Source organism: uncultured Draconibacterium sp. (assembly GCF_913060805.1).
GTDB lineage: Bacteria > Bacteroidota > Bacteroidia > Bacteroidales > Prolixibacteraceae > Draconibacterium.
The window spans coordinates 25,760-48,962 of sequence record NZ_CAJXTC010000028.1 but is presented as its reverse complement, the minus strand read 5'-3'; the positions used below and the strand labels follow the sequence as shown (position 1 = coordinate 48,962).

At 42.1% G+C, this 23,203-nt stretch carries 18 protein-coding genes; 4 read left to right on the top strand and 14 right to left on the bottom strand.

The genetic code is table 11. From position 1 onward, the window contains the following. Positions 1-38: 38 nt before the first annotated feature. The 7 genes from QZ576_RS16065 to QZ576_RS16035 form a co-directional block, all read right to left on the bottom strand. The gene (locus QZ576_RS16065; protein WP_297098812.1) at positions 39-1,262 is read right to left on the bottom strand and encodes a hypothetical protein; all 1,224 of its coding nucleotides are present in this window, start codon (positions 1,260-1,262) and stop codon (positions 39-41) included. A gap of 69 nt (positions 1,263-1,331) precedes the next feature. Next, positions 1,332-2,567 carry an efflux RND transporter periplasmic adaptor subunit gene (locus tag QZ576_RS16060; protein WP_297098811.1) on the bottom strand — a complete coding sequence of 412 codons (1,236 nt, stop codon included), beginning with the start codon at positions 2,565-2,567 and terminating at the stop codon, positions 1,332-1,334. A 3-nt stretch (positions 2,568-2,570) separates the two neighbouring features. Further along, positions 2,571-4,052 (bottom strand): TolC family protein, encoded by a 1,482-nt coding sequence (locus QZ576_RS16055; protein ID WP_297098810.1) that lies wholly within the window; start codon positions 4,050-4,052, stop codon positions 2,571-2,573. Between the two features lie 24 nt (positions 4,053-4,076). Next, entirely contained in the window at positions 4,077-5,450 is a 1,374-nt protein-coding gene (locus QZ576_RS16050; RefSeq protein ID WP_297098809.1) for an ABC transporter permease, read from the bottom strand. A gap of 18 nt (positions 5,451-5,468) precedes the next feature. After that, positions 5,469-6,854, bottom strand: coding sequence for an efflux RND transporter periplasmic adaptor subunit (locus QZ576_RS16045; protein WP_297098808.1), 1,386 nt, complete (start codon positions 6,852-6,854; stop codon positions 5,469-5,471). 245 nt (positions 6,855-7,099) lie between these two features. Beyond that, positions 7,100-8,011 (bottom strand): DMT family transporter, encoded by a 912-nt coding sequence (locus QZ576_RS16040; protein ID WP_297098807.1) that lies wholly within the window; start codon positions 8,009-8,011, stop codon positions 7,100-7,102. Between the two features lie 169 nt (positions 8,012-8,180). Further along, positions 8,181-8,414, bottom strand: coding sequence for a hypothetical protein (locus QZ576_RS16035; protein ID WP_297098806.1), 234 nt, complete (start codon positions 8,412-8,414; stop codon positions 8,181-8,183). 23 nt (positions 8,415-8,437) lie between these two features. On the opposite strand from QZ576_RS16035, the gene QZ576_RS16030 reads away from it, so the two are divergent. Together QZ576_RS16030 and pgi are read left to right on the top strand one after the other, a co-directional pair. Beyond that, positions 8,438-8,632 carry a hypothetical protein gene (locus QZ576_RS16030; RefSeq protein ID WP_297098805.1) on the top strand — a complete coding sequence of 65 codons (195 nt, stop codon included), beginning with the start codon at positions 8,438-8,440 and terminating at the stop codon, positions 8,630-8,632. 177 nt (positions 8,633-8,809) lie between these two features. Further along, positions 8,810-10,456 carry a glucose-6-phosphate isomerase gene (pgi, locus tag QZ576_RS16025; protein ID WP_297098804.1) on the top strand — a complete coding sequence of 549 codons (1,647 nt, stop codon included), beginning with the start codon at positions 8,810-8,812 and terminating at the stop codon, positions 10,454-10,456. Between the two features lie 179 nt (positions 10,457-10,635). On the opposite strand, the gene QZ576_RS16020 is transcribed toward pgi, so the two are convergent. Next, on the bottom strand, positions 10,636-11,631 hold the full coding sequence (locus tag QZ576_RS16020; RefSeq protein ID WP_297098803.1) for an NAD(P)H-dependent glycerol-3-phosphate dehydrogenase: 996 nt from the start codon (positions 11,629-11,631) through the stop codon (positions 10,636-10,638). Positions 11,632-11,928: 297 nt separating this feature from the next. On the opposite strand from QZ576_RS16020, the gene QZ576_RS16015 reads away from it, so the two are divergent. Further along, on the top strand, positions 11,929-12,132 hold the full coding sequence (locus tag QZ576_RS16015; RefSeq protein WP_297098802.1) for a hypothetical protein: 204 nt from the start codon (positions 11,929-11,931) through the stop codon (positions 12,130-12,132). An 8-nt stretch (positions 12,133-12,140) separates the two neighbouring features. Then, a complete protein-coding gene (locus tag QZ576_RS16010; RefSeq protein WP_297098801.1) occupies positions 12,141-13,388 on the top strand; it encodes a M14 family metallopeptidase in 1,248 nt (415 codons plus the stop codon). Positions 13,389-13,398: 10 nt separating this feature from the next. Here the strand turns inward: QZ576_RS16010 and QZ576_RS16005 are convergent, their stop codons facing one another. From QZ576_RS16005 to QZ576_RS15980, 6 genes are all read right to left on the bottom strand, one after another. Then, a complete protein-coding gene (locus QZ576_RS16005) occupies positions 13,399-14,553 on the bottom strand; it encodes a DUF819 family protein (protein WP_297098800.1) in 1,155 nt (384 codons plus the stop codon). A 100-nt stretch (positions 14,554-14,653) separates the two neighbouring features. Continuing rightward, complete coding sequence (locus QZ576_RS16000; protein ID WP_297098799.1) at positions 14,654-15,703, bottom strand: DUF819 family protein; 1,050 nt, start codon at positions 15,701-15,703, stop codon at positions 14,654-14,656. A gap of 399 nt (positions 15,704-16,102) precedes the next feature. Further along, positions 16,103-19,852 carry a hydantoinase B/oxoprolinase family protein gene (locus tag QZ576_RS15995; protein ID WP_297098798.1) on the bottom strand — a complete coding sequence of 1,250 codons (3,750 nt, stop codon included), beginning with the start codon at positions 19,850-19,852 and terminating at the stop codon, positions 16,103-16,105. A gap of 1 nt (position 19,853) precedes the next feature. Next, positions 19,854-21,158: an NRAMP family divalent metal transporter gene (locus QZ576_RS15990; RefSeq protein WP_297098797.1), complete on the bottom strand. Its 1,305-nt coding sequence runs from the start codon at positions 21,156-21,158 to the stop codon at positions 19,854-19,856. Between the two features lie 94 nt (positions 21,159-21,252). Beyond that, a complete protein-coding gene (locus QZ576_RS15985; protein WP_297098796.1) occupies positions 21,253-21,792 on the bottom strand; it encodes a GNAT family protein in 540 nt (179 codons plus the stop codon). A 1-nt stretch (position 21,793) separates the two neighbouring features. After that, positions 21,794-23,194 carry an alpha/beta hydrolase gene (locus tag QZ576_RS15980; RefSeq protein ID WP_297098795.1) on the bottom strand — a complete coding sequence of 467 codons (1,401 nt, stop codon included), beginning with the start codon at positions 23,192-23,194 and terminating at the stop codon, positions 21,794-21,796. Positions 23,195-23,203 lie beyond the last annotated feature (9 nt).

Below are 23,203 nucleotides of genomic sequence, written 5' to 3'. Positions count from 1 at the left end.
AGGTAAATAAAAATGAAGCTAATATCAAGGCAGCTGAATTAAACCAGGAGATAGGCGCCAAATTCGGTGGTGCCGGAAAAGGCTGTGAGCGGGAAAAAGCCGGACACAATTTTTTGATCTTGCAGAACAAGCGGGTGTTCGTGGCTCATTTGTTGGCTGAAATCAGCAAAACGTTTTTTGGGGTTGTAGTACATGCGGAAACGGCCTTTTTTTGTTGGGGCAACAAATTTTTCGAGGTAAAGCGAAAGCAATCCCATGTTGTGGCGAACATTAATTTCTAAACAAGGATTTATCTTTAGAGCTCCTGTTTTGTCTCTGAAAATCAGAGTGTCGACACCAAAATAGCCCTCGTAGTTTTCTGCCAATTTGCTTTTCCCGAGCTCTTCTTTTAAGGCGGGAATAATCTGTGCTGACATTTCCTCTGCAAAGTCTTTCACATCCTCATCCAGTTCATCGGGTAATCCGTTGAGGCTGTTTCCGAGGTATTGCCCTTTTTTGTCGGCTGAAAAATTACTTGTTCCCAGATACCGGATTTCGCCGGCTTTTAATTCAAACTGAAAAGCCAGATCGAGCTCTTTGTTCTGAAAAGCTTCAACAATCGCATAACCTTGTTCTTTTACAATTCCTAGTAATTTCTCCCAAACTTTATCATGGATCGGCTGCTTGGTAATTGGTTGTAATCCGCGTCCCGAACTGCTCCACGGAGCTTTTACCATTAGCCTGTCCCACTTAGCCAAAAGCTTTTCTATCTGCTCCTGTGTTTCGCAAACCTCGGTTCTTTCGTTTTGGCTGAGAAAATGGGGCGACGGACGATTTGTTGTTATTTGTTGTAAAATCTGTAAGGCAAATTTCTTCGAGTAAAGCTCGCGATAATCCGGTTTCCACATAAATACCGGAGACGTTTTGAATTCGTCGGTGCAAAGCGGCTTTAAACTTTCCAAACGTTTATGTACGGCCGGACTCCATCCCCAAGGTTGAAGTTTACCAACTTTTTCCGGCAGATTATTTTGCAGCTCTTTTTCTGTGACAAAATGAGGTGGTGTGACTCCAATTTTTTGGAGGTGCTCATAAAATTCATTGTTGGGAATTTGGGGAACAATTACCACATCATTTTCAGCAGCAAAATAGAGTGGGAGTGTGGCCAGATCGGCTTCCATTTTTTGCAGAATTTTATTCGGATGCCACGTAGCATTGCCATTAGCCACCGCATATTCGCAAGTGGGATTAAACAAATAAATGTTAGGATGTACCGATTTCTGCATGGCGCGAATTTAAATAAAAAAACGGACTGAAAATTCAGCCCGTTTTTAATATTGATTGCTAATGTTATTCTAAATTTCTTCCAACACCGGGTTTAAAATTACCTTGTCGCCTTCCTGAAGTCCGCTTTCTATCAGTACAAATTCTTCATTCTCGAAACCTGTTTTAACCGGAGTTTTTTCCTTGCTGTTATGTTTTGAGAGGTAAACAAAATCCTCACCATTTTCGCTAATAACAGCTTTTAGCGGAACAAACAAAGCTTCCTCTTTATTGGCCAGGATTATTTCATTGTTGCTCGACATTGCCGGCTTTAACCCGTCGTTCGATTCATCGAGATGGATGAGTACCTTAAAAACTTTCATATCGAAATCTTTATGGTCTTCACCAACGCGCGCAATCGAATTAATTTCGCCATTGATTACCACTCCTTCAAGCGCATCAAACGAAACTCTAACTTTATCGCCCACATTTATCTTCGAAATATCGATCTCTTTCACATAGGTTTCAGAAATTACGTCCGACATATCGGGCAAAGTGGCAATCGGAGGGCCGTTCGACCAGGTTGAAATGTCGCCATCTTTACTGTATTTGGTGCCATCCCAGCTTTCGCCAAAAATTACAATTCCGTCTTCAGGAGCGGTAATACGCGCTGCCTGCATAGCTTGTTGGAATTTTGAAATCTTCTCCCGACTGCGATTCACTTTTTCTTCCGAGCGGGCCACACCCGTTTTTAACTTATTCTGTTCAAGCAGGTAATCGCGCTGCTTTTTGGCAATTGTATTTTCTGCTTTTTTGTAAGTCATTTGGGCTTTCCGCTGGTAAGCTGCCGATTCGTAAATCGACTGTTCCAAATCGATCTTATTGTATTCCAAATCGAGTTTGGCATTTTTTATATCCTCGCGAAGTTCAGTCAATCGCACTGTGCTATCGATCTTTGCATTTTTCAGGTCAGCTTCTTCTGTTTCCAGGTTTTGCTGTTCTTGTCGCATACTGGAAATAATCTGGCTGGCATCGAGTTGCATAATAAAATCACCTTTTTTAACGTATTTACCGTCTTGGGCAAGATCAAGAATTTTCAGTTGCCAAATCCGCAGGTCTCTGTCGCCAAGTATTTTGGGCATTGGAATGGGCGTGGCCACCAAACCGTTAATTTCTCCTTTGCAAGTTAATGTGGCCTCAAAAGGGCCTTTTTCAACCACATAGAATTTCTCCGACTTGGGCGTTGTCAGCGTTCCGGCAAAAGCTGCAATGGCAATAACGCAAATTACTGCTGCAGTTATTATAATATGTTTTCTTTTTATGGCCATAAACTATTCTTCTAAAAGTTTGTCGTAATCGGCTTCAAGCGGTTTCTTTTTCTCAAAATCGAAAAGTGTTAAACTACGAAGTCGGTAATAAGAAGCCCAGTAATCGCGCAAACGCGACAGGTACGACATACGTGCCGTTTCCTGGTCGTTACTGGCAATATTTAGTCGTGTTACATCAATTTTCCCGATGAGGAAACGTTGAAAGGTAACGTTGTATCCCATTTGGGCAACGGTGTCGGCCTTTGCTGCTGTATTCACCTGTCCGGCCTGAAGATTGAACTCCAGCACACTTTGGTAAATATCCTGCTCAAAATCAATGCGTTCCTGACGTATTGTTGCAAGGGCAACTTCGCGGTTCGATTTGGCCATTGAATAACGTCCTTTTCCACGCCCCCAGTCAACAATCGGAATATTTAAACCCAGGCTAAACACCTGGCTTTTGTCGGGTTCGGTGTACACATCATCAAAATTGTCGGCACTTTTGTTTAAACCATACATGGCGTAAAGTGTCGTGTTCAGCCCCCGTTCCGATTTCGCAATGGCTACATTTTCATCTTGTTCCAGCCGTTGTTGCTGATGACTGAGAATTTCGGGATTGTTTTTAATTGCCTCGTCAATCGCCTCGTCCGGATCAATTTTTAACTCCGGAATTTCGCTGGGGACAACACATTTTATCATCGTTTCTTTCGGAAGTCCGAGGAAAGAGTTCAACATGGCCTGTGCTCTTTTTTCTCCAAGTTGAGCGACACTTAATGCCTGCTCACTATTCAGCAAACGGAGCTCCAGTTCCAACAATTCATCCTGAGTTACTGTTCCCACCTGAAAACGCCCTTTACCAATTTTATAAAGTGTATCGGCATTGGCATAATTCATTTCAGCAATATTTTTCTGAATTTGTGCATTTATCAATCCAAAAAAGCGCGAGGTAGATGTTACACGCAGATCTTCCATGTCCTGAATGAATTCTTTTTTGGCTTTTTCAAATTTCAATGGCTCAATTTTCGATTGCCATTTCAGGCGGTTGTAACCATTCAATTCCTGCGAAAAACCAACACTGATAGGCGTTGCATTAAACGAAGTGTTTTTGTCTCCACCAAGGTTTTTAATCATTCCAAGTTCCGAGCGTAGAAATACCTGACCGCCGGTTAGCGAAACATTCTGAACGGCAGAAACGCTAACTTCAGAGTTAAAATATTCGCGCAAACGGAATTCATCTTCGTTGGTTTCGAAGTTATATTCGCTATTACTGTAGCGGTTAAAATCGGCCGGATTTGAACTTAACGAAATGCTGGGTAAGCGCTCGGCTTTGTAAAAGCGGTGTTCCCAGTAACTGGCCAAATACATGTTTTTATTTCGGAAAGCGTCGATTGATTGTTCTGAAGCAATATCGATCACTTCGGGAAGTGTTAACACCAGTTCTTCCTGGGCGGCGGCAAATCCCGTAAGGCCCAGAATAAATATAAATGATAAATATATTTTTTTCATTTTAGCTTGTTTTCAGGTTAATTTTTATGAACGAAGACTTACTACCGGATCGTTTGCTGCGGCTCGTTTAGCGGGCAAATAGCCAAAAATAATTCCGACACCAACCGACACACCAAAAGCAATAAAAATGCTAAAGGCGGAAACAATGGTTTTGATATCGAACATGGCTGTAATAATTTTAGAGAGCACCACGCCCAGAATAATTCCGATAATCCCACCGGTTAAACTGATTAATGTTGACTCGGAAAGAAACTGCGCGATAATGTCTTTTTGTTTGGCACCCAATGCCTGGCGAACACCAATTTCGCGAATACGTTCCAATACCGACGCCAGCATAATATTCATAATGCCAATTCCGCCAACAACCAGCGAAATTCCGGCGATTACACCTAAAACGATGTTGAATATTTTTTTGGTTTTTTGTTGCTGTTTGAGCAGAAGCTCGGGGATGGTGACTTCAAAATCGTAAAGATCGGAGTGGCGCCTGAGCAACATACGTTTTATTAATGTTGCCGAGCTGTTGAGCTGTTCCGTTTCTTTTATCTGAACAATGATTTTGTCGAGTTGGTTAAGATTATCGTCGGTGTCAACCGGCTCATCGGTTTGTTCCGGGCCGCCAACAATAATAACCATATTACTGCTATTGCTGTTTTTATTGGCACTTAAAACTTCGTCGGCTCGGATTAGCGAACGGTTTTTAAACCGCAGCAGCATGGTTTGTACAGGAATGAAAATTTTATTGTCGGAACTGCTGATTCCCAGCTCGTCGGATGCCGATGCGGTAAAATCGCGTCGTTCAACAACACCAATAATTTTTAACCAAATCTGGCCGCATTTTATATACTTTCCTATTGGATCTTGCTGACGGAAAAATTGCTCTTTAATGTTATTCCCCACAACACAAACGGGCAGTCCTTTTTCAATTTGTGTGTTGTTAAAACGGTTTCCTTCGGCCAGGTTCATGTTAAATAAATCGAAGTAATGGTTTTCAATTCCTTCGAGCACAACCGGTTTGCTGATTCCGTTTAACAGGGCCGAGTAATTAAAGGAGATTACCGGTGAAATACGTTCAACAGTAGGAACAATTTTTTTAATGGCTTCAACATCGTGAAGTGTCAGTCCTTTGGAGAATTTCTTAGCTGTGGGCTGGCCATTGCCATCGCCACCTGCTCCGTCGGATAACGAATAAGTGCTCGGCGTAATAACAATGTTATTTACCCCAACCAGTTTTATCTGCTCCAGAATTTCCTGCTCGGCGCCATTTCCAATTGCCATCATGCTAATTACCGCAGCCACACCAAAGATGATACCGAGTGCGGTAAGTATCGATTTCAAGCGGTTGGCAATAATGGCTTCAACCGCTATCAGAATATCGTGTAAATATCTTTTAATAAACATCTTGTTTGGTTTGAGTGGTTAATTGGCCGAAGTAATTGTAACACCCGGAGGCAAAGCCATTCCCTGTGGTAATTCAGGCGCTTTTTCCTCTTTTTGTTCCTTCTTTTTTGCCGCTTCTTCTGCCGCTTTTTCAGCTGCTTTGCGTTGCATGTCGGCGTAAATTTCAAAACCTGTAAGATCGTAATCGGCAGCATCTGCCGGCTCCAGCAACTGTACTTCCTGACCTTCTTCAAGTCCCTGGTTTACTACCACATAATTTTCGTTGGCCTCGCCGGGTTCTATAATTTGTGCTGTTTTCGAATCGTTCAGATATACATACGACAAACTATCGTTTGAAAATACGGCTTCGATGGGAATATAAGTGGCATCTTCAATAAAGCTGGCCTGAATAGTGTTACTGGTTGTCATGGCCGGTTTCAGATCAGCATCGGAACCGTTGACCTTAATTTTTACCTCGAAAACCTTCGCATCGCTTTTTGGCATTAACTGCCCCATGTTGGCCACGGTGGCTACTTCGCCGGTTAATGTTTTATCGGGGAAAGCATCAATTCCAATTCTAACTTTCTGTCCGGGTTTTATCAAAGCAATGTCAATTTCGTTAATAAAGGTTTTGGTAACCAGGTTATCCATGTTCGGGAAGGTGGCAATAATCGGGCTCCACTGCGATACGCGCGATCCGGTTTCAACAGTACCGCCCCACTCGTATTTGTGGTAGGAAATAATACCTGCTTTTGGCGAATAAATAATCAGTTGATCCATTAATTCTTCCAAGGCATCAACACGTTCTTTAACTTGCTTATAGGTAATAAATTTACGGTTCACTTTATTTATTTCCTGTTGCGTTTTTAATTCGTAGGCTTGTTTCGATTGTTCAAGTTTCCGCAAGGCTTTATCGTAATCCATCTTCACCTTTTTCTGTTCCGATGGCGATTCGTAAATTGATTCGTCAACCGCAATTTTTCGCTCTTCTACATCCAGTTGGGCGTTAATAATCTGGTCGCGTTCGTTGCTGAGCGTGAGGTTGGAATCTATTTTACTGTCGTTGTATTCCGACAAAGTTGTTTCCAGTTCATCCTGGGCATCTTTTAATTGTTCCTGAACGGCCTGATGATCGAGTGTGGCCACATAATCGCCCGAATCAACATAAGTTCCCTCTTCAACAATATCGGTAATTGTTAAGTTGGAAATTCGGGTTTGGCGATCTTTCATTTTTTCGGGAACATAAACATGATCGGAGTTTTCCGATTCGAGTTGCCCGCTGGAATATACCAGCACTTCAAAAGGGCCTTTCTGAACGGTAGCGGTAATTTGTGTGGTTTCGTTTTTCGAACCTGATAAAATAATGACTACCACAAACAGTATAATTACTGCCATGGCGGCAAACAGCCAGTTTTTTTTCTTCATTTTAGTATGCTTTTAGTTTTCAAGAGTGACGGATAGTAAAATGCATGAGGGCATGCCGTTTTAAGTAAAATTTTGAGGATGTTGTTTCATGACTTTAGTTTTCGTTTCTGATTGAATAATTGTTTGTTTTTGTTTAACAAAAATTGTGCCTTGGCTTAATTTCAACGAAAGAAACAAAAAATAAGTATGAAATTTTGTTAAATAAACTTCAAATAAACTAAAAATGTAGTTTTTTAACTGAAAGTTCAGTTTGAAAGTCGGGTTTTGGATCTAAAAATACCGGCTTGTGCCAATGTCATTATCAGCACACCAACAACTGTTACCATTCCACCGACAAACTGGTGAAACACCGGGAAGGTGTGAAAAACAAGGTAGGCACCTATTAATACAAAAATTCCTTTTAGCGTTTGTACCACTGCCGAGCGCGATGCATCGATAAACTGGTACGAATAATATACCGTTAAAATGGCGATAAATTCGAGGAAAGCCCCGATTGAAATATTGGCAAAAACCCGCGATGGAATTGCGGCCTCAGGGCTGTAGATAAAAAATGCAATAAGCGAAAATGTGAAGAGCCAGGTGTAGCGATTCAGGTTAAACAGCTCGGGGCTAATGTTTTTAACATGCACTTTTACAATAAGTGTTGCAGTGGTGGCAAAAAGTGCATTAATCACCACAATTCCGGTTCCGGCAATAAACAGGGTTCTTAAACTCGTTCCGCCGGTGTAACTAATAATAAAAGTACCGATTAGGGCCAGCGATGCACCAACAACTTCAACCCATCCAAACTTTTCTTTGAGCAGAACGATACCGCCCAAAGTAACCATTACCGGGAATAGATTGCCGATAAACGAGGTGATGGATGGATCGGGGATAACGTTTATGGAAATAAAAAATGAGGTAGTTGTCAGGATTTCGAGAATGCCAAGTAGCAAAAGAATACGACGTTGTTTTTTACTGAGAACTTTTAACTGACCCAGTTTTTTGTTTTTTAGCGCAAACAGGAAACTGAACAGCATGCCAAAACCACACCAGTAAATACCAAATTGTGTTAAATGAACTTCGTTTAACGCAGCCTTACTAAATATATAAACGTTTGAGAAAGCAATTGTGGCAACAAGGGCCAGCAGGTATCCCTTAAATGTGGCTGTTTTCATTCGTAATAATTGAGTTGTCTTTCCGGTTCCATAATTACAATTTAATTCGTCTCCGGAAGCTGTGGCAAAGATAAAAAATCAATGCAAAGTGTAAACCGGTCTCTCAAATCGTAAAATTACAATCTTCAAAACGTCAAAAATATTACAAAATGATTGCTTTTTGGATTCTTCAAAATGAAAAATTTGGATAAGTATCCGGTGTTGCTAGCTTTGTTGTGTTTAATGTTAAAACCAACAAGATGTCAAAAACCCGAAAAACATTGTTGATATCATTTTTAGCACTTTCATGTATTTTGTTCGGCATAGGATCGCTAGCAAAATTGGAGCACTGGAGCAATCTCGTTTGTTGTAGTTTTGTATTGAGCGGATTGATTTTGGCAACAGTTGCACTTGTTGTTGCCATGTGGCGGCCTAATATGAAATAGTATGAAAATCACAAAAACCGGAAAAATTCTGCTGATCACCGCGGCACTGCTTGCACTAATACTTGTAATTAGTGGAACTCTGATTGACTTTGAAAATTTGTCGGAACGTACGGCTAAAATAGTAGCAACAGCAGGTTACGGTATTATGACTTTGGTTTTACTCAGGATCTTTTTACTCACTCGTAAGCAGAAATAAATTCTGTAACACACTAATTTTTCTTAACCCAACATTAACCTTCCTGTAACTTTCGGCTGCAATTTTCAGAATCGATTATCTTTGTATGGTTATTCATTGATTATTAACTATCGGACGACTGCAGCAACAGGTTTGAAGCAAACTTCAGGCTCCGGTCATCCTGCTTAAAACAAAAATATGTTACCTAAAATCAATCCTATTGAAACTAAAGCCTGGCAAAAACTGGAAGAGATTTATTTCGAGTTTGAGGGCACTCATATGAAAGACCTGTTTGCAGCCGATGCTGACCGGTTTGAAAAGTATTCACTGAAATTTGAAGATATCCTGCTCGACTTCTCGAAAAACATTGTTAGCGATGAGGTAAAAGCAGCTTTATTGGAGCTGGCTGAAGAGTGTGGTCTGAAAGACGCGATTTCGGCCATGTTTTCGGGGCAGAAAATTAATGCTACCGAAGATCGTGCTGTGCTTCACGTGGCTTTGCGCAACCGCAGCAACACACCAATTGTTGTTGACGGCGAAGATGTAATGCCCGAAGTAAATGCTGTGCTCGACCAGATGAAAGGTTTTACCGCAAAAGTAATTTCGGGCGAGTGGAAAGGTTACACCGGAAAAGCAATTACCGATATTGTAAACATTGGTATTGGAGGTTCGGATCTTGGTCCGTTGATGGTTACCGAGGCTTTAAAACCTTACAAAAACCATCTGAAACTGCACTTTGTATCGAATGTTGACGGTACACACGTTGCCGAAACCTTGAAAGAAGTTGATCCGGAAACTACCATGTTTATCGTGGCTTCTAAAACTTTCACTACACAGGAAACTATGACCAACGCCAACACGGCAAAAGACTGGTTCCTTGAGTCGGCAAAAGATTTGGAGAACGTAGCCAAACACTTTGTTGCCGTGTCAACCAACGCTGAAGCTGTTTCTGCTTTTGGTATCGATACCGACAACATGTTCCGTTTCTGGAACTGGGTTGGTGGTCGTTATTCGTTGTGGTCGGCAATTGGTTTAAGCATTATGCTGGGCATTGGTTACGATAATTATATAGAACTGCTTGATGGTGCTCATACCATGGATAAGCATTTCAGCGAAACCGATTTTGATAAAAATATTCCGGTAATTTTGGCACTGATTGGCCTTTGGTACAACAATTTCTACGGTGCCGAAAGTGAAGCAATTCTTCCTTACGACCAGTATATGCACCGTTTTTCTGCTTATTTCCAGCAAGGAAACATGGAAAGTAACGGTAAATATGTTGATCGCAACGGCGAACAAGTGGATTACCAAACCGGCCCGATTATTTGGGGAGAGCCTGGAACAAACGGTCAGCACGCGTTTTACCAGCTGATTCACCAGGGAACAAAACTGATTCCTTGCGACTTTATTGCATCGGCAATTAACCACAACAAAGTGGGCGATCACCATCCGAAATTACTGGCCAACTTCTTTGCACAAACCGAAGCAATGATGGTGGGTAAAACCGAGGAGCAGGTAGTTGCAGAATTAAAAGCTGCCGGTAAATCGGAAGCGGAAATTAAAGAATTGACACCATTTAAAATATTCATGGGTAACATTCCAACCAACTCGATTTTGGTGAAACAATTGACTCCACGTGTTTTGGGATCGTTGATTGCCATGTACGAACATAAAATCTTTGTTCAGGGAATTATATGGAACATTTACAGTTTCGATCAGTGGGGAGTTGAGTTGGGTAAACAATTGGCCAACGCCATTCTTCCGGAATTGAATAACGACGAAAAAGTAACAGGCCACGATGCATCAACCAATGGTTTGATCAACGCCTGGAAAGCAATGAGATAAGAAGATTCTCACCATAATTTTCAGAATGCCATTCGTTTTACGGGTGGCATTTTTTATTATGAAATTGTGATGCTTAACCAAGTATTTTTCAAGTCATATTGAAAAGCTGTTGGAATCTGATCGATTGTTAAAAACAGATTTCTCACTTCGTTCGAAATGACAGAAAAGCTAGTTCGTTTTTAACACAGTTTTGGTGTTAACTCGCAGAACACTTTATGCGGCGGAACTTTATCGTAAAGTATTTTGTAAACAGCCTCGCAAATCGGCATATCGACCTGGTGTTTCTCGTTAATTTCGTGAATGGATTTTGAAGCGTAATAACCTTCTGCAACCATATTCAGTTCCAGTTGTGCAGCTTTTACCGAGTAGCCTTTTCCAATCATCGATCCGAAAGTACGGTTGCGGCTAAATTGCGAATAAGCAGTTACCATGAGGTCGCCCAGATAAGCCGGCGCTTTTATGTCGCGGTTAATCGGGTGCACCTGATCAACAAAACGTTTTATTTCCTGGATAGCCCGTGAAATGAGCACTGCATGAAAATTGTCGCCAAAACGCTGCCCGTGTGCAATACCCGCAGCTATAGCAATTATATTCTTCAGTACCGCGGCATATTCCGTTCCCCAAATATCATCCGATGCCGAAGTGTAAATGTAATCGCACTCAATAAGTTGGGTAAACTTAACAGCCTTTTCTTCAGTAGTGCAGGCCACGGTAAGGTACGACAGTTTCTCGCGCGCCACTTCTTCGGCATGGCACGGACCGGCCAAAACACCAATCCTGTCATGATCGACATTAAAATACTTTTGCAAATATTCGGCCACCAAAAGATTTTCCTCGGTAACAATTCCCTTCACTCCCGATAAAATGTATTTGCCCGAAAGGTCTTTAACATCAGCCAATACGTCCGGAAGGAATGCCGAAGGAACAGCTATTATAAGTATATCGGAATGGGAGATGATGCAGTTTATATCGTCGCAGAAATTAATTTTTGAAGTATCAAACTCAACTTCGTGTAAATAACGCGGGTTGTGTTTATTCCTTTTAAACGTGTCAATGGTTGATTGTTTACGAAAATACCAGTTGATTTCGTTTACGTTTTCTAAAAGAATTTTAGCTAAAGCTGTTGCCCAGCTACCACTCCCGATAATGCCAACTTTATCTGTCTTTAAATTCATTTACGTGATAAATAACGTGCAAAGGTACAATTTGTACGTGCTTATCGAAGAAAAAGTAGGAATTTAATGGTTTTTAAGAATTCGTATTTTCAACGGGAAATGGATTATTCAGTTGTAAATTAGCAGGGTAGAGGCGCACGCCGGGTATTTGTAAATGGTAAGATGAATTTATATTTTTAGTAAATATGTTCAACATGAACAGAATTGGTAAATTAGTAATCAAAATAACATACCGATGAAACGAGCATATTTAGTGCGGATTTCTGTGATACTTTATAAATAAACAAATCTAATCAGATGAAAGAAGAAGTAAGTGAAAGTTCAATCCGTTTGAAAGCAATGATTGAAAAAGCGATTGAAGATCATAAGATTACGCGCGACGAGTACGACAAAATCCTGAATATTGCCGCCGAGGATGGATACATCGATCGACACGAACAGGTTTTACTCAGCCAGTTGCAACAGATGATCGAAGACCGCGTTGTAAAGTTTGTAATCTAATTTCTGTTATGAACAAATTTCTGAAGATTGCAGGAATAACCCTTGTTGCGTTGGTTGTTCTGCTGCTGGGGTATTCGTATGTAAGTTTTAATTCGTATTCGCCAACCGACCCCGATGTAACCGTCGACAAAACAAAATTGGGCTATTACCAAAATTCGTGGGAGGATTGTCGTGATGCTTTCAGAGCGCAAGCCAATTCCATGAAAACACGATTTGATAGCGTGGCCGTATTTTCGAGAGCAGTGGAAAGTAAATCCGACACCGGTTTAACCATTGACTTTTGCTACATTCCGGCAAGCGATACCACCGAAAAACTGGTGATGATCTGCTCGGGTACTCACGGCATTGAAGGTTTTGTGGGTAGCGCCGTTCAGCAACAATTAATGGCCGAATTTTTCAAACCCGAAATGTTAGAGACTACCGGTGTTTTATTGGTACACGGACTAAATGCATGGGGTTTTAAAAACCAGCGGCGTTTCACCGAGAGCAATGTCGATCTGAACCGGAATTACAGCACCGATAAATCACTTTTCGAAACCAAAAACGATGGTTTTGTGGCGCTTTACGATATGCTAACTCCAAAAGGAGAACTGAATATGAACAGCATAAGCAACAAGTTCTTTATGGTAACGGCCATCAACCAAATTGCCCGAAAAGGAATGCCGGCTTTATTACAGGCTTTTGCACAGGGACAGTATGAATTTCAGGAAGGAATTTATTTTGGCGGAAACGATTTTGAGCAACAAGTGGCAATTATGTCGGAGGTTTTGAGTGACATTGCAGCGCCTTATTCTACGCTGTTAAATCTCGATTTGCATACCGGTTTTGGCGAAAGGGGAGAGTTACATCTTTTCCCCAATCCAATCGATGATCCGGAATTAAAAGCAAAAACCGTGGAAGTATTTAAAGGCTACCAAATTGATTGGGGCGACTCAGATAATTTCTATACCGTTTCCGGCCAGTTTGTTGAATTTATTGGCGACTTATTTCCCGATAAAACATCGATACCCATGTTGATGGAATTTGGCACTTTAAATACCGGCTCAACTATTGGCGCGGTAAAATCGGCACACATTTCTATAGCTGAAAATCAGGGGGCGCATTACGGTTATAAATCACAGAAAGATAGCTTAAAAGCTTTGGCCGGTTATTACGAAATGTTTTATCCGCCATCGGAAAAATGGCGTACGAATGCACTTACTGTTTCGCAGGAAATGATGGGGAAGATTTGGGAAAACTTACAGAAACTGGAGTAAAAACGGTTTTCTATTTTAGCAGATACGCGATTATCACCCCCAAATAATTTCCAACGGCATAACCGGCAATTCCTACAACCAGTCCGGTTAAAATTATCTGTCGGTTTTTTAATGCGCCGGCAACCACCGGAACAAAGGGCGGTGAGCAAATTAATGCACTGGTTGAAATGATCACTGTATCGGCATCAACTTTAAAAATACGTGCCAGTGCAATGTGAATAATGTGCGAACCATAAACCGCTAAAGCCACATAGTAAAACAGCGAAAAAGATATGTTCGATAGTTTGCTGATGTCGGCCATAGAGGCAATCGTTAAACAGAAAATGAGGATGAGGTACATGCCCAATTGAAAAGTCTTTTTTATGGCTTTTATTTTGGGCACAAACGAAAAGGCAATTCCAAAAGTTGTGATTAACAGAATTACAACTGCCGTTTGGTATTCCTGTGGTAAAAGCAAACTGATGCCGTAACTCACTCCAAGGATGGCCACCGAAATTCCAAAAGCACCGATTAATGGCAGCAATGTTTTTTTCTTCAACATCCCGTCGTACGATTCAAACTCTTCTTCCGTATTCATTTCTGCAACGGCTGTGTCTTCTGTTTTCACCGGTTTAAAAGGCGGTAAAAACCACAGAAAAACTTTCTGCCCGATGGAAAGAATAAAAACCAGGTAAATAGCACCGAGTGTCAGGTCGTAGGTGTGGGTCATAATGTACAGTTCCTGCGACACGTTCAATGCGGTTTTCATGGCGGCCATGTTGGGTGTTCCACCGGTGTATACGCCAACCAGCATTCCGGCCACCTGCCAAATGTTTTCAATGTCGTTACGGAAAATAAAATAGCCGATAATCACAATTATCAATACGGAAAGTAATCCGGTGGCTAGCGCAATAAATGCCGAGCGGGCCATTTTAAACCACGAGCGCACATCAACCGAAAAAAGGATCAAAGGTAAGGCCAGTGGAATGGTAATATCGGTGAGCATGTTTTGGTATTTTTCTGCTCCGTGAGGCAGCACGCCCATGTTACCAATAATTAAACCAACGCCGTAACAAATAAGCACGGCGCCAATTTTCTTTAATATCGAAAACTTGCCTTCGAGATAAATAACAACAACAGGAGTGATAACAAAAAGAATAATCAACGCCAGAAACGGTGTCTCCATAGTTTTAAAAATTTCCCTTACCGGGCGGTAAAGATATCAGAATGAGGAGAAACTACAAATAACAATTAGTTAGCGATTGTGTGACGGACTCTGAAAGTTTCTATTTTAAAATATAAGCGATAATAACTCCCAGGTAATTTCCGATTGCATAACCTGCAATTCCAACAAAAATTCCTGTTAAAATTACTTCGCGGTTTTTTAAAGCCGATGCCACCACCGGCACAAATGGCGGCGAGCAAATAAGTGCACTCCCGGAAATGATTACAGTATCGGCATCAATTTTAAAAATTCGGGCAATGGCAACATGCAGGATGAGCGAACCAAACATGGCCAGTCCAACATAATAGAACAACGATATGGAGATATTTGCCAGCTTGCTTATATCGGCCATAGATGATACGGCGATACAGAAAATCAGTATGAGGTACATGCCCAGCTGGAAGGTCTTTTTTATCTTTCTTATTTTAGGGACAAATGATAAACCGATGCCAAAAGTTGTTACCCCAATAACGGTAACTGCATCGGAAAATTCATCGGAAAAAAGTTTACTAATAAGAAAACTTACGCCAAGAATAGCGCCGGAAATAACAAATGCGACCATTAACGGCCTAAAGATTTCTTTTTTAAATAAACCGGTGTACGACTCGTATTCTTCCTGCAGACTCTTAGCCGTCTTCTCACTTTCCTTTTTATTTGATGATTTATAAGGAGGCAAAACCCAAAGCAGTACCCGTTGTCCAACAGAAAATATGAAAATAAGATAGATTGCGCCCAGTGTCATTTCGTAAGTGTGGGTTAAAATGTAAAGCTCCTGCGGAACATCAAGTGCTGTTTTTATAGCTGCCATATTTGGGGTGCCTCCTGTGTAAACTCCCACCAGCAAGCCAGAAACTTTCCATATTTCCGTAATGCTGTCTTTAAATAGCCAGTATCCCATAAATATCATCAGTATCACAGCAAATAACCCGATAAGTAAAGATCCCATTGCTGAGCGTACATGCCCCAGCCACTTTTTCACATCAAGAGAAAATAAAATCAGGGGTAAACAAAGCATAATGGTGTAGGTAGAAAAGAAATCCTGCAAAAAGGCAATTATATTTCTTGATACATCCTGTTCCGAAACCAATCCTGCTGCAAGGTATTCGCTCATTTGTTTAAAGGGAATGTAAACTTCCTCCTGCAAGAGTTGAAAATAACTTTCAGAAGCGGATGGGAGTAAACCTATATTTCCAATAAAAATTCCAAATCCATAACAGAGCAAAACTGCCCCGATTTTTTTTTGCCAAAGCATATTTACTTTCAAGATAAATGATAGCGATTGGAGTGATGACAAACAGAAATATCAGAACCAGAAATTGTGCGTTCATAATTTCATGGTGTTTTGGTTAAATACTGAAGTCGCAGAATATGTTCGTAACTGCTCTTTCGTTGAAATGATACGCGAAGCAGGTATTAATGTTCCATTGTCTTATTAGAAGGATTGTATTTGGAGGTGGAAATTCAGTGCTAAAATTACATTTGATAAGAGTAAAACAGAAAGAATAGCAGATTATCCAAAACCGCCACCACCCGGCGTTTCAATTACAAAAGTGTCGCCTTGTTCCATATTTGTATTTTGAATGGAATCAAGAATAATTTCTTCGCCATTGGCACGAATCACTTTTTGGCATCCCGGTTTTCCGTCGCCACCTCCATTTAACCCAAAAGGCCCTAATTTTCGTCGTTGGGTGAGTACCGAAAGATTTACCGGCTCCAGGAATTTTAATACCCGTTTTACACCATCGCCACCGTGCCATTTGCCGTGGCCACCAGAGTTTTTCCGAATGCTGAATTCCTCCAGCCGAACCGGGTAACGGTGTTCCATAATCTCGGGGTCGGTAATGCGTGTATTTGTCATGTGGTGATGAACAGCGCTGGCTCCGTTAAAACCTTTTCCGGCACCGCAACCACCACAAATAGTTTCGTAGTAGCCAAAATTCTTGTTGCCAAACAGCGTGTTGTTCATAGTTCCCTGGCTGGCTGCCACCACGCCAAAAGCTTTTAACAGCGTGTCAGTCAGGCGTTGACTGATCTCCACATTGCCTCCAACCACCGCCGGACATTTCGACGGATCATCATCAAAATCCGGATTCAATAATCCGCTTGGCAGAATAAAATCTACTGGCTCCAAAAGACCGTCGTTCAGCGGAATGGTTTCATTCAGCAACAACCGGAGCACATAAATACTTACACTTTTTACAATTGCTTCAGTGGCATTCATGTTGCCCTTGTGCACGGCAGCACTGCCTGTAAAATCGATGCTGCAGTTGCCATTGTTCAGCTGAATATTTACCTGCAGTTTTGCCCCGTCATCGAGGTATTCAGTGGCTGAATAATTCCCATTTTCAAATTTCTGAAGTGTGGCTTTCATCTTTTGTGCAGCATGATCGCGCAACAGGTCGAGGTAATTCTGGACGGTTTCCTTTCCGTGTTTATTGATGAGGTCGATCAGTGCTTCGGAACCATTTTTATTGGCAGCCAGCGCCGCATTTAAATCGGCCAGATTTTCTTCCACTGAGCGGGTAGGGTATTTGCTGTTGAGCAGGATCTTTCGCATTCCATCCCAATCAGGTTGCCCATTTTTTACCAGGTAAAAAGGAGTGATACAAACGCCTTCTTCCTCCAGGTTTTTTGCGTTTGGAGGCATCGATCCGGGACTGATTCCGCCAATCTCGGAATGATGAGCACGGTTTACCACAAAACCAACACGTTCTCCGCCATAAAAAACGGGTGAAACCAATGTTACATCAGGCAGGTGCGAGCCTCCGTATTTCGGGTGATTGGTAACGATGGTGTCTCCCTCCTCAAATTCGAAATGTTTAATTAGTTCGCGCACACAAACACCCAATCCGCCAAGATGTACCGGAATATGCGGAGCATTGGCCACTAGCCGTCCATCTTTGTCGAGCAATGCACACGAAAAATCGAGACGTTCTTTAATGTTTACCGACAAGGATGTACGTTGCAGCAGAGCCCCCATGTTTTCCGCAATAGCCATAAAACGGTTGGTGAACAGTTCCAGTTCGGTTTCCCGGTTTTGTACCTTGTTGAGTTGCTGACTTTCGGTTTTGCTTTTTAAAATAGCCGTCCCTGAATGTTGCAATTCCAATGACCAGCCACTTTTTACAAAGGTTGTAGAAAAACTGTCGAGAAAAAGCGCCGGACCTTTTATTTGCGCTCCGGCTTTCAATTCGTTTCGGACAAAAACAGGAGTACCATTCTCTGTCGATTTCATCGGTTCGGGCAGGTAGCTTGTTTTTGCTTCGGTGCTTGTTTCGTTATCTGTTTTTTCTACGGCTGCCAGCACACGAATCGCTTCAATTTCGATGGTGCGGTTGCTAACCGTGTGCCCGTACACTTTTTTGTATTGCTGATGAAAGTCGGCAACCAGCTGTTCAACATCGGAAAAATGAATTTCAAGACTCGAATCCTGTCCTGCAAAACGTATAAATACCATGCGTTGGCGTATGCTTATTTTTTCTTTGTTGAAACCTTCGTTTTGGAGTTTTTTTGTTGCCTCATTTTCAATTTCTGTGAACCAGTTGGGGAGCAAATTTTCAACTTCATTTAAGTCCTGTAACACTTGCTTTTCGGCAAATCGCACAACACTGGCATTACCTATTCCGTAAGCGCTTAACAACCCCGCATCTTTTGGCAAAAGAATATTTTGGATGCCAAGAATTTCGGCAATGTCGCAGGTGTGCAGACCGCCGGCACCACCAAATGCAACCAGCGAAAAGTCTTTTGGATCGTAGCCTTTTGTAATTGAAATTTTGCGAATGGCTCCGGCCATAATTTCGTTGGCTATGGCAATAAATCCATTCAATACTGTATCGGCTGACGGTTTTTCTCCGGTGCTATTTTCCATTGAATCGAGCAACTCTTCCAGTCGTTTTTCTGCTTCGTGCTTAAAAACAGGAATTCCGAATTGACTGGCATCAAGACGATCTAAAAGCAGGTTTACATCGGTAATCGTTAACGGACCTCCCGCGCCGTAACATGCCGGACCGGGATAGGCGCCGGCACTTTCGGGGCCAACAAAAAGTTTGTAACCATCAAAACCACAAATGGAACCACCGCCTGCTGCCACGGTTTCAATAGCAATAGCCGGACTGTTTATGCGTGCATCGCCAACCTGCAATTCGTAGCGGTAGTCGAACTCGCCGTCAATTCGCGAAACATCGGTACTGGTGCCACCCATATCAAAAGTGATCAGTTTAGCGTAACCTTCTTTTCCCCCGATTTCGCGTGCGCCAACCACACCTCCGGCCGGTCCACTCAACAAACTGTCTTTCGGATGAAACTTATCCGCCGACACCAAACCTCCGGCACTGGTCATGATCTGGAATAAATTTCGGCCCGTTTTTTCGGCAATGCGGTTTACGTAGTTGTGAATGATGGGAGAGAGGTAGGCGTTTACAACCGCCGTTTCGGCGCGATTCAAGATCTTTATCAGTGGTGATAATTCTGTTGATTGGGAAACGAAGCTGAATCCAATTTCTTCAAGAACTTGTGCCAGTTGTTGCTCGTGTTTGGGATTGATAAAAGCATTCATTAATGCGATGGCCACCGATTCTATTTCATGAAGATTTACTTTTTCTAGCTTTTTTTTGAGGTCATCAACATCGATTGGTTTTAATACTTTTCCATTTGAGTCGATGCGTTCATCAACTTCAACAATCTGGTGTGTTAATTGCCGTGGTTTTTCCACGTTCATGGCAAAAATATCAGGGCGTGCCTGGTTGCCAATTTCCAGCAAGTCGGCAAATCCTTTTGTTACGATAAAAAGTGTTTTGGCGCCTTTATTTTCCAGCAAAGCATTGGTCCCTTTTGTCGATCCGAGTTTCAGGTGCAGTTCCGGAAATGCCTCGTTCAATCCCGTTTGCGTGATCAGTCGTGCTCCCAAAACCGGTGCTTCCTCATGTGAAGTCAGCTCAAAGTTGCTGCCTTCCATTTCAGTATTTAAGCAAGGAGAATCGAGTTCAAGTATCCTGCTCTGCAAATCAAACGAAACAACTTTTCTTTCGTTAAAATCCTGTTGGAGCAAACGAAATGAAAAGCCATTAAATATGTCGCGGTGTAAGTTCCACGAGTCAGCAATAACACATTGGTTTGCGGAAATTACTTTTTGAATGGTACTGCGCAGACTGCTGCTGCTCAATACCTTTTGGCGGTATTCTTGGCCCGATTCGTCGATGCTAATACAATCGGTGAAAGTTCCGCCGGTGTCTACAAAAAGTTGAAAATATTTATTTGCCATGTTACTTCTTTTGTCCTTTAAACCACACCCACCCTGAAATTATAATTGCCACAAAACCAATGCCCCAAAGTATTTCATTTCCGGCAGAAACTGTTGGCAAGAATACGTTGTAAAATGCTTTTATAGCGCTGTTTAAACCAAGAATCAGCGTAACAAAAATTACAATCAGCATTAGCACATTCAATAATGTGGGATTTGTTTTTGCACCGGTTATTTTGTTGTTGTTGATTACGATAAAAAGGAAAATGCTTACAAATGGCAGCAGAAATCCATTTAATGCCTGCGCCAGAATTATTGCCGGGATAGGTTTTACATTTACTACTGCAAAACCGATTCCGATGAGCAAAACCACCAACCAGCCCAATTTAAAATTTAGCGAATTTGCCTGCCATTTCTCCGGTGTTTTATTTCCAAAAAGGCTTTTTAAAGTAATGGCAGCAGCCAGTGGTGCAGTTACCGATGAGGTAAATCCGGCAGCAAATAAGCCAAAACCAAGCAGGTACTTCCCGGCCGGACCAACTTTTTGTTGTAAGGCGAGTGAAAGATTTTCAAACGAAAATTCAGATGTAACGGCTGTTCCAACTATCAGCACAGCCATCGAAAAAAGTCCGCCCAATAAAATAGCCACCGCCAGTCCGAATCGCATTTCTTTTACCGATTGTTTTTGGCTGGAAATGCCGGAGCCCAAAAAGAGGTTATAAGGAACAATGGTTGTTCCGATCAATCCTAATACCAGAAGCCCGGCTGCATTAGTCGAGGGAAAACGCGGAATTAAAGTCCCTTCGAGTACCGCTTCTAATTCCGGTTTAATTAAGAAGGCAGTAATCAGAAAGCCGATGCCCATTAACACCACGACAAATCCCATTATCGTGGAAATTATTTTCAACGAAGGAATATTGAGAATGACGGCAGCCACGCTGCCAATGATCAAAACCAATACCCATGCAGGTAAATCAAAAATTAGTTGGAAGCCAGCAACAGCACCCAGCAGATTCCCCATTTCGTAAGCTGCGGCACCAACAACAATGGCTCCCAAAACCAAAATCAGTATGGGAAGTTTGGCTTTGCTTTTTTCAAATTGGTGTACAATCGCCTGCCCCAAATTTAACCCGGATTTGATTGTCAATCGCGCAGCAGCTTCCTGCAAAAGCAAACAGGCAAACGTGGAAAATAGTAAAGCCCAGAGAAGTTCAGTTCCCAAAGCGGTACCTGATTTGGCTGCAGTGGTAATTGTTCCCGGACCGATAAAAGCCGCAGAAACAACTGACCAGAAAAGGATATTCAGAATGCGTTTTTTTGTCGACATAACCGTTTGAAAGCTCCAAAGTACAAAAAACGAACTTCAAATATTTTGAATCGTGAACAAAATGGAGGTGGGTAAAAGAAATTATTGAAGGAAGCTAAATCAGTTGCCTGTTTCTCCATTCCCGCGCCAGCAACGCATAAATCACATCATCAACCCATTTGTCGTTTAGAAAGAGGCTCTCAACGAAATGCGCTTCTTTTCGAAAACCAAGTTTCTCCAACAAAGCAACGGATGCAATATTTTCGGGATCGATTGAGGCAGTTATTCTGTGTTTTTTCAATTCGGTAAAAAGGTAGTCGATAACCGCTAAGGCAGCTTCGGTGGCAAACCCCAAACCCTGGTGCTGTTTGGCAATGGTGTAGCCCAGTTCAACTTGTTGCTCATCGATAAAATGAATGCCGATATCGCCAATTAATTCCTTACTGCTTTTGTCAACAACAGCCAGCTGAAACCAGGTGTCGGGTACATTAAATTCGGTAGCTAATTTTCCTAAAAATATTTCTACATCGTCAAGTGTTTTCGGAATCCAGCCCTGGTATCTATTGGTTTCCGCATCCGATCGATAAGATAAAATCGCATGTTTGTCATTTGCTTCAAGCGGGCGTAAAATTAATCGTTGGGTGGTTAGCTGCATTTTATTTTGTTGTTTGCTCCACGATCCAGTCTTTCATGGTCTTTAAAACTTCCGGATCGATAGTTTCTTCAATTTGGGCATATTCGGCTGTAGAGCCTGTCTCGCAGTTTTGAAACAGGTGATTATGATTGGCAAAACTCACGGTGTCAACATTCATATTTGATCCTGAATTTACTGCTTTTATAACCGCTTCCAGGTTCGATACCGGAACCTGCAAGTCTTTTGATCCGTTGAGTGCCAGCACCGGACATTTCACTTTTGCCAGAATCGGCGTTGGATCGTAAGTCAGGAAAAAACGAAACCATGTTGAGTTTACATTCGAGATCTCTACATCGACGGCTTTTTTCATATCGTCGTTCATTCCCTCATACATCCCTTGCGAAAGTGTTTCGCGTAGCTTTTCCTTTGCTTTGGCCGTATCGGGTTCATTTTTTAGCACATCAAAAATTCGTTCTTGTGTTAATCTTTGCTGTTCAATCGAAAAGTCGGGCAGACCAGCAGCTTTAGCGATTAAAGCCCCTTGCTCGTATAAAATTTGTTCGCCAACGGTTCCGGGGCCGGCCATCATTACAATAAAAGCAATGTCTTTTGATTCGGTAGCTGCAATCGGGGCGATCAATCCACCTTCACTGTGTCCGATCAGTCCGATATTTTTCGGATCAATTTCTTTGCGGTCTTTCAAAAACTCTACGCCGGCCAGTACATCGTCAACAAAATCAAGACTGGTTGATGTGGAAACACTTCCTTCCGAGCCGCCAACACCACGATCGTCAACACGTAAAACGGCAATTCCATTTCGGGTCAGATAATCGGCGATCACGGCAAAAGGTTTGTGTCCAAAAATTGTTTCATCGCGGTCCTGCGCGCCTGAACCCGTAATCATTACCACTGCCGGACACGCTTTTGCATCCTTCGGGATGGTAATTGTCCCGGCCAGTTTTAATCCCGACTCCGGATTGGTGTATTCCACTTCCTCCGAAAGGTAAGGGAATGGAGGTTCGGGTGTTTGCGGACGCAGCAACGGTACTACTTCTTCAATTCGTACCAGGTTTACATCGAATGTCATTCCGCTCTGCTTCCATTTTCCTGTAATTGAATCGGGCGTGGAGAAAGATCCCGAATAATTTCCCATGATAACAGGCACCGCAATCGATACACTATCGCCAGTTACCAACACATCGCCAACCGGCAAATTGGTAGCACCTTGTTTCGGTACATCCATTTTGGCTTCGTATTTCCCCTCGTTTTGAGCGATCTTAAAAATCATTTCCAGCTCTCCGGTGGGGAGTTTTATTTTCCCCGACCAGTTTCCCGAAAAATCATGTTCCAGAGCAATTGCTGTTTCAGCAATTAAAAAACTTAGCAGAAGTGTGGTTAAAAGGCCAATCGTGTAACGTTTCATGGCGTTCGT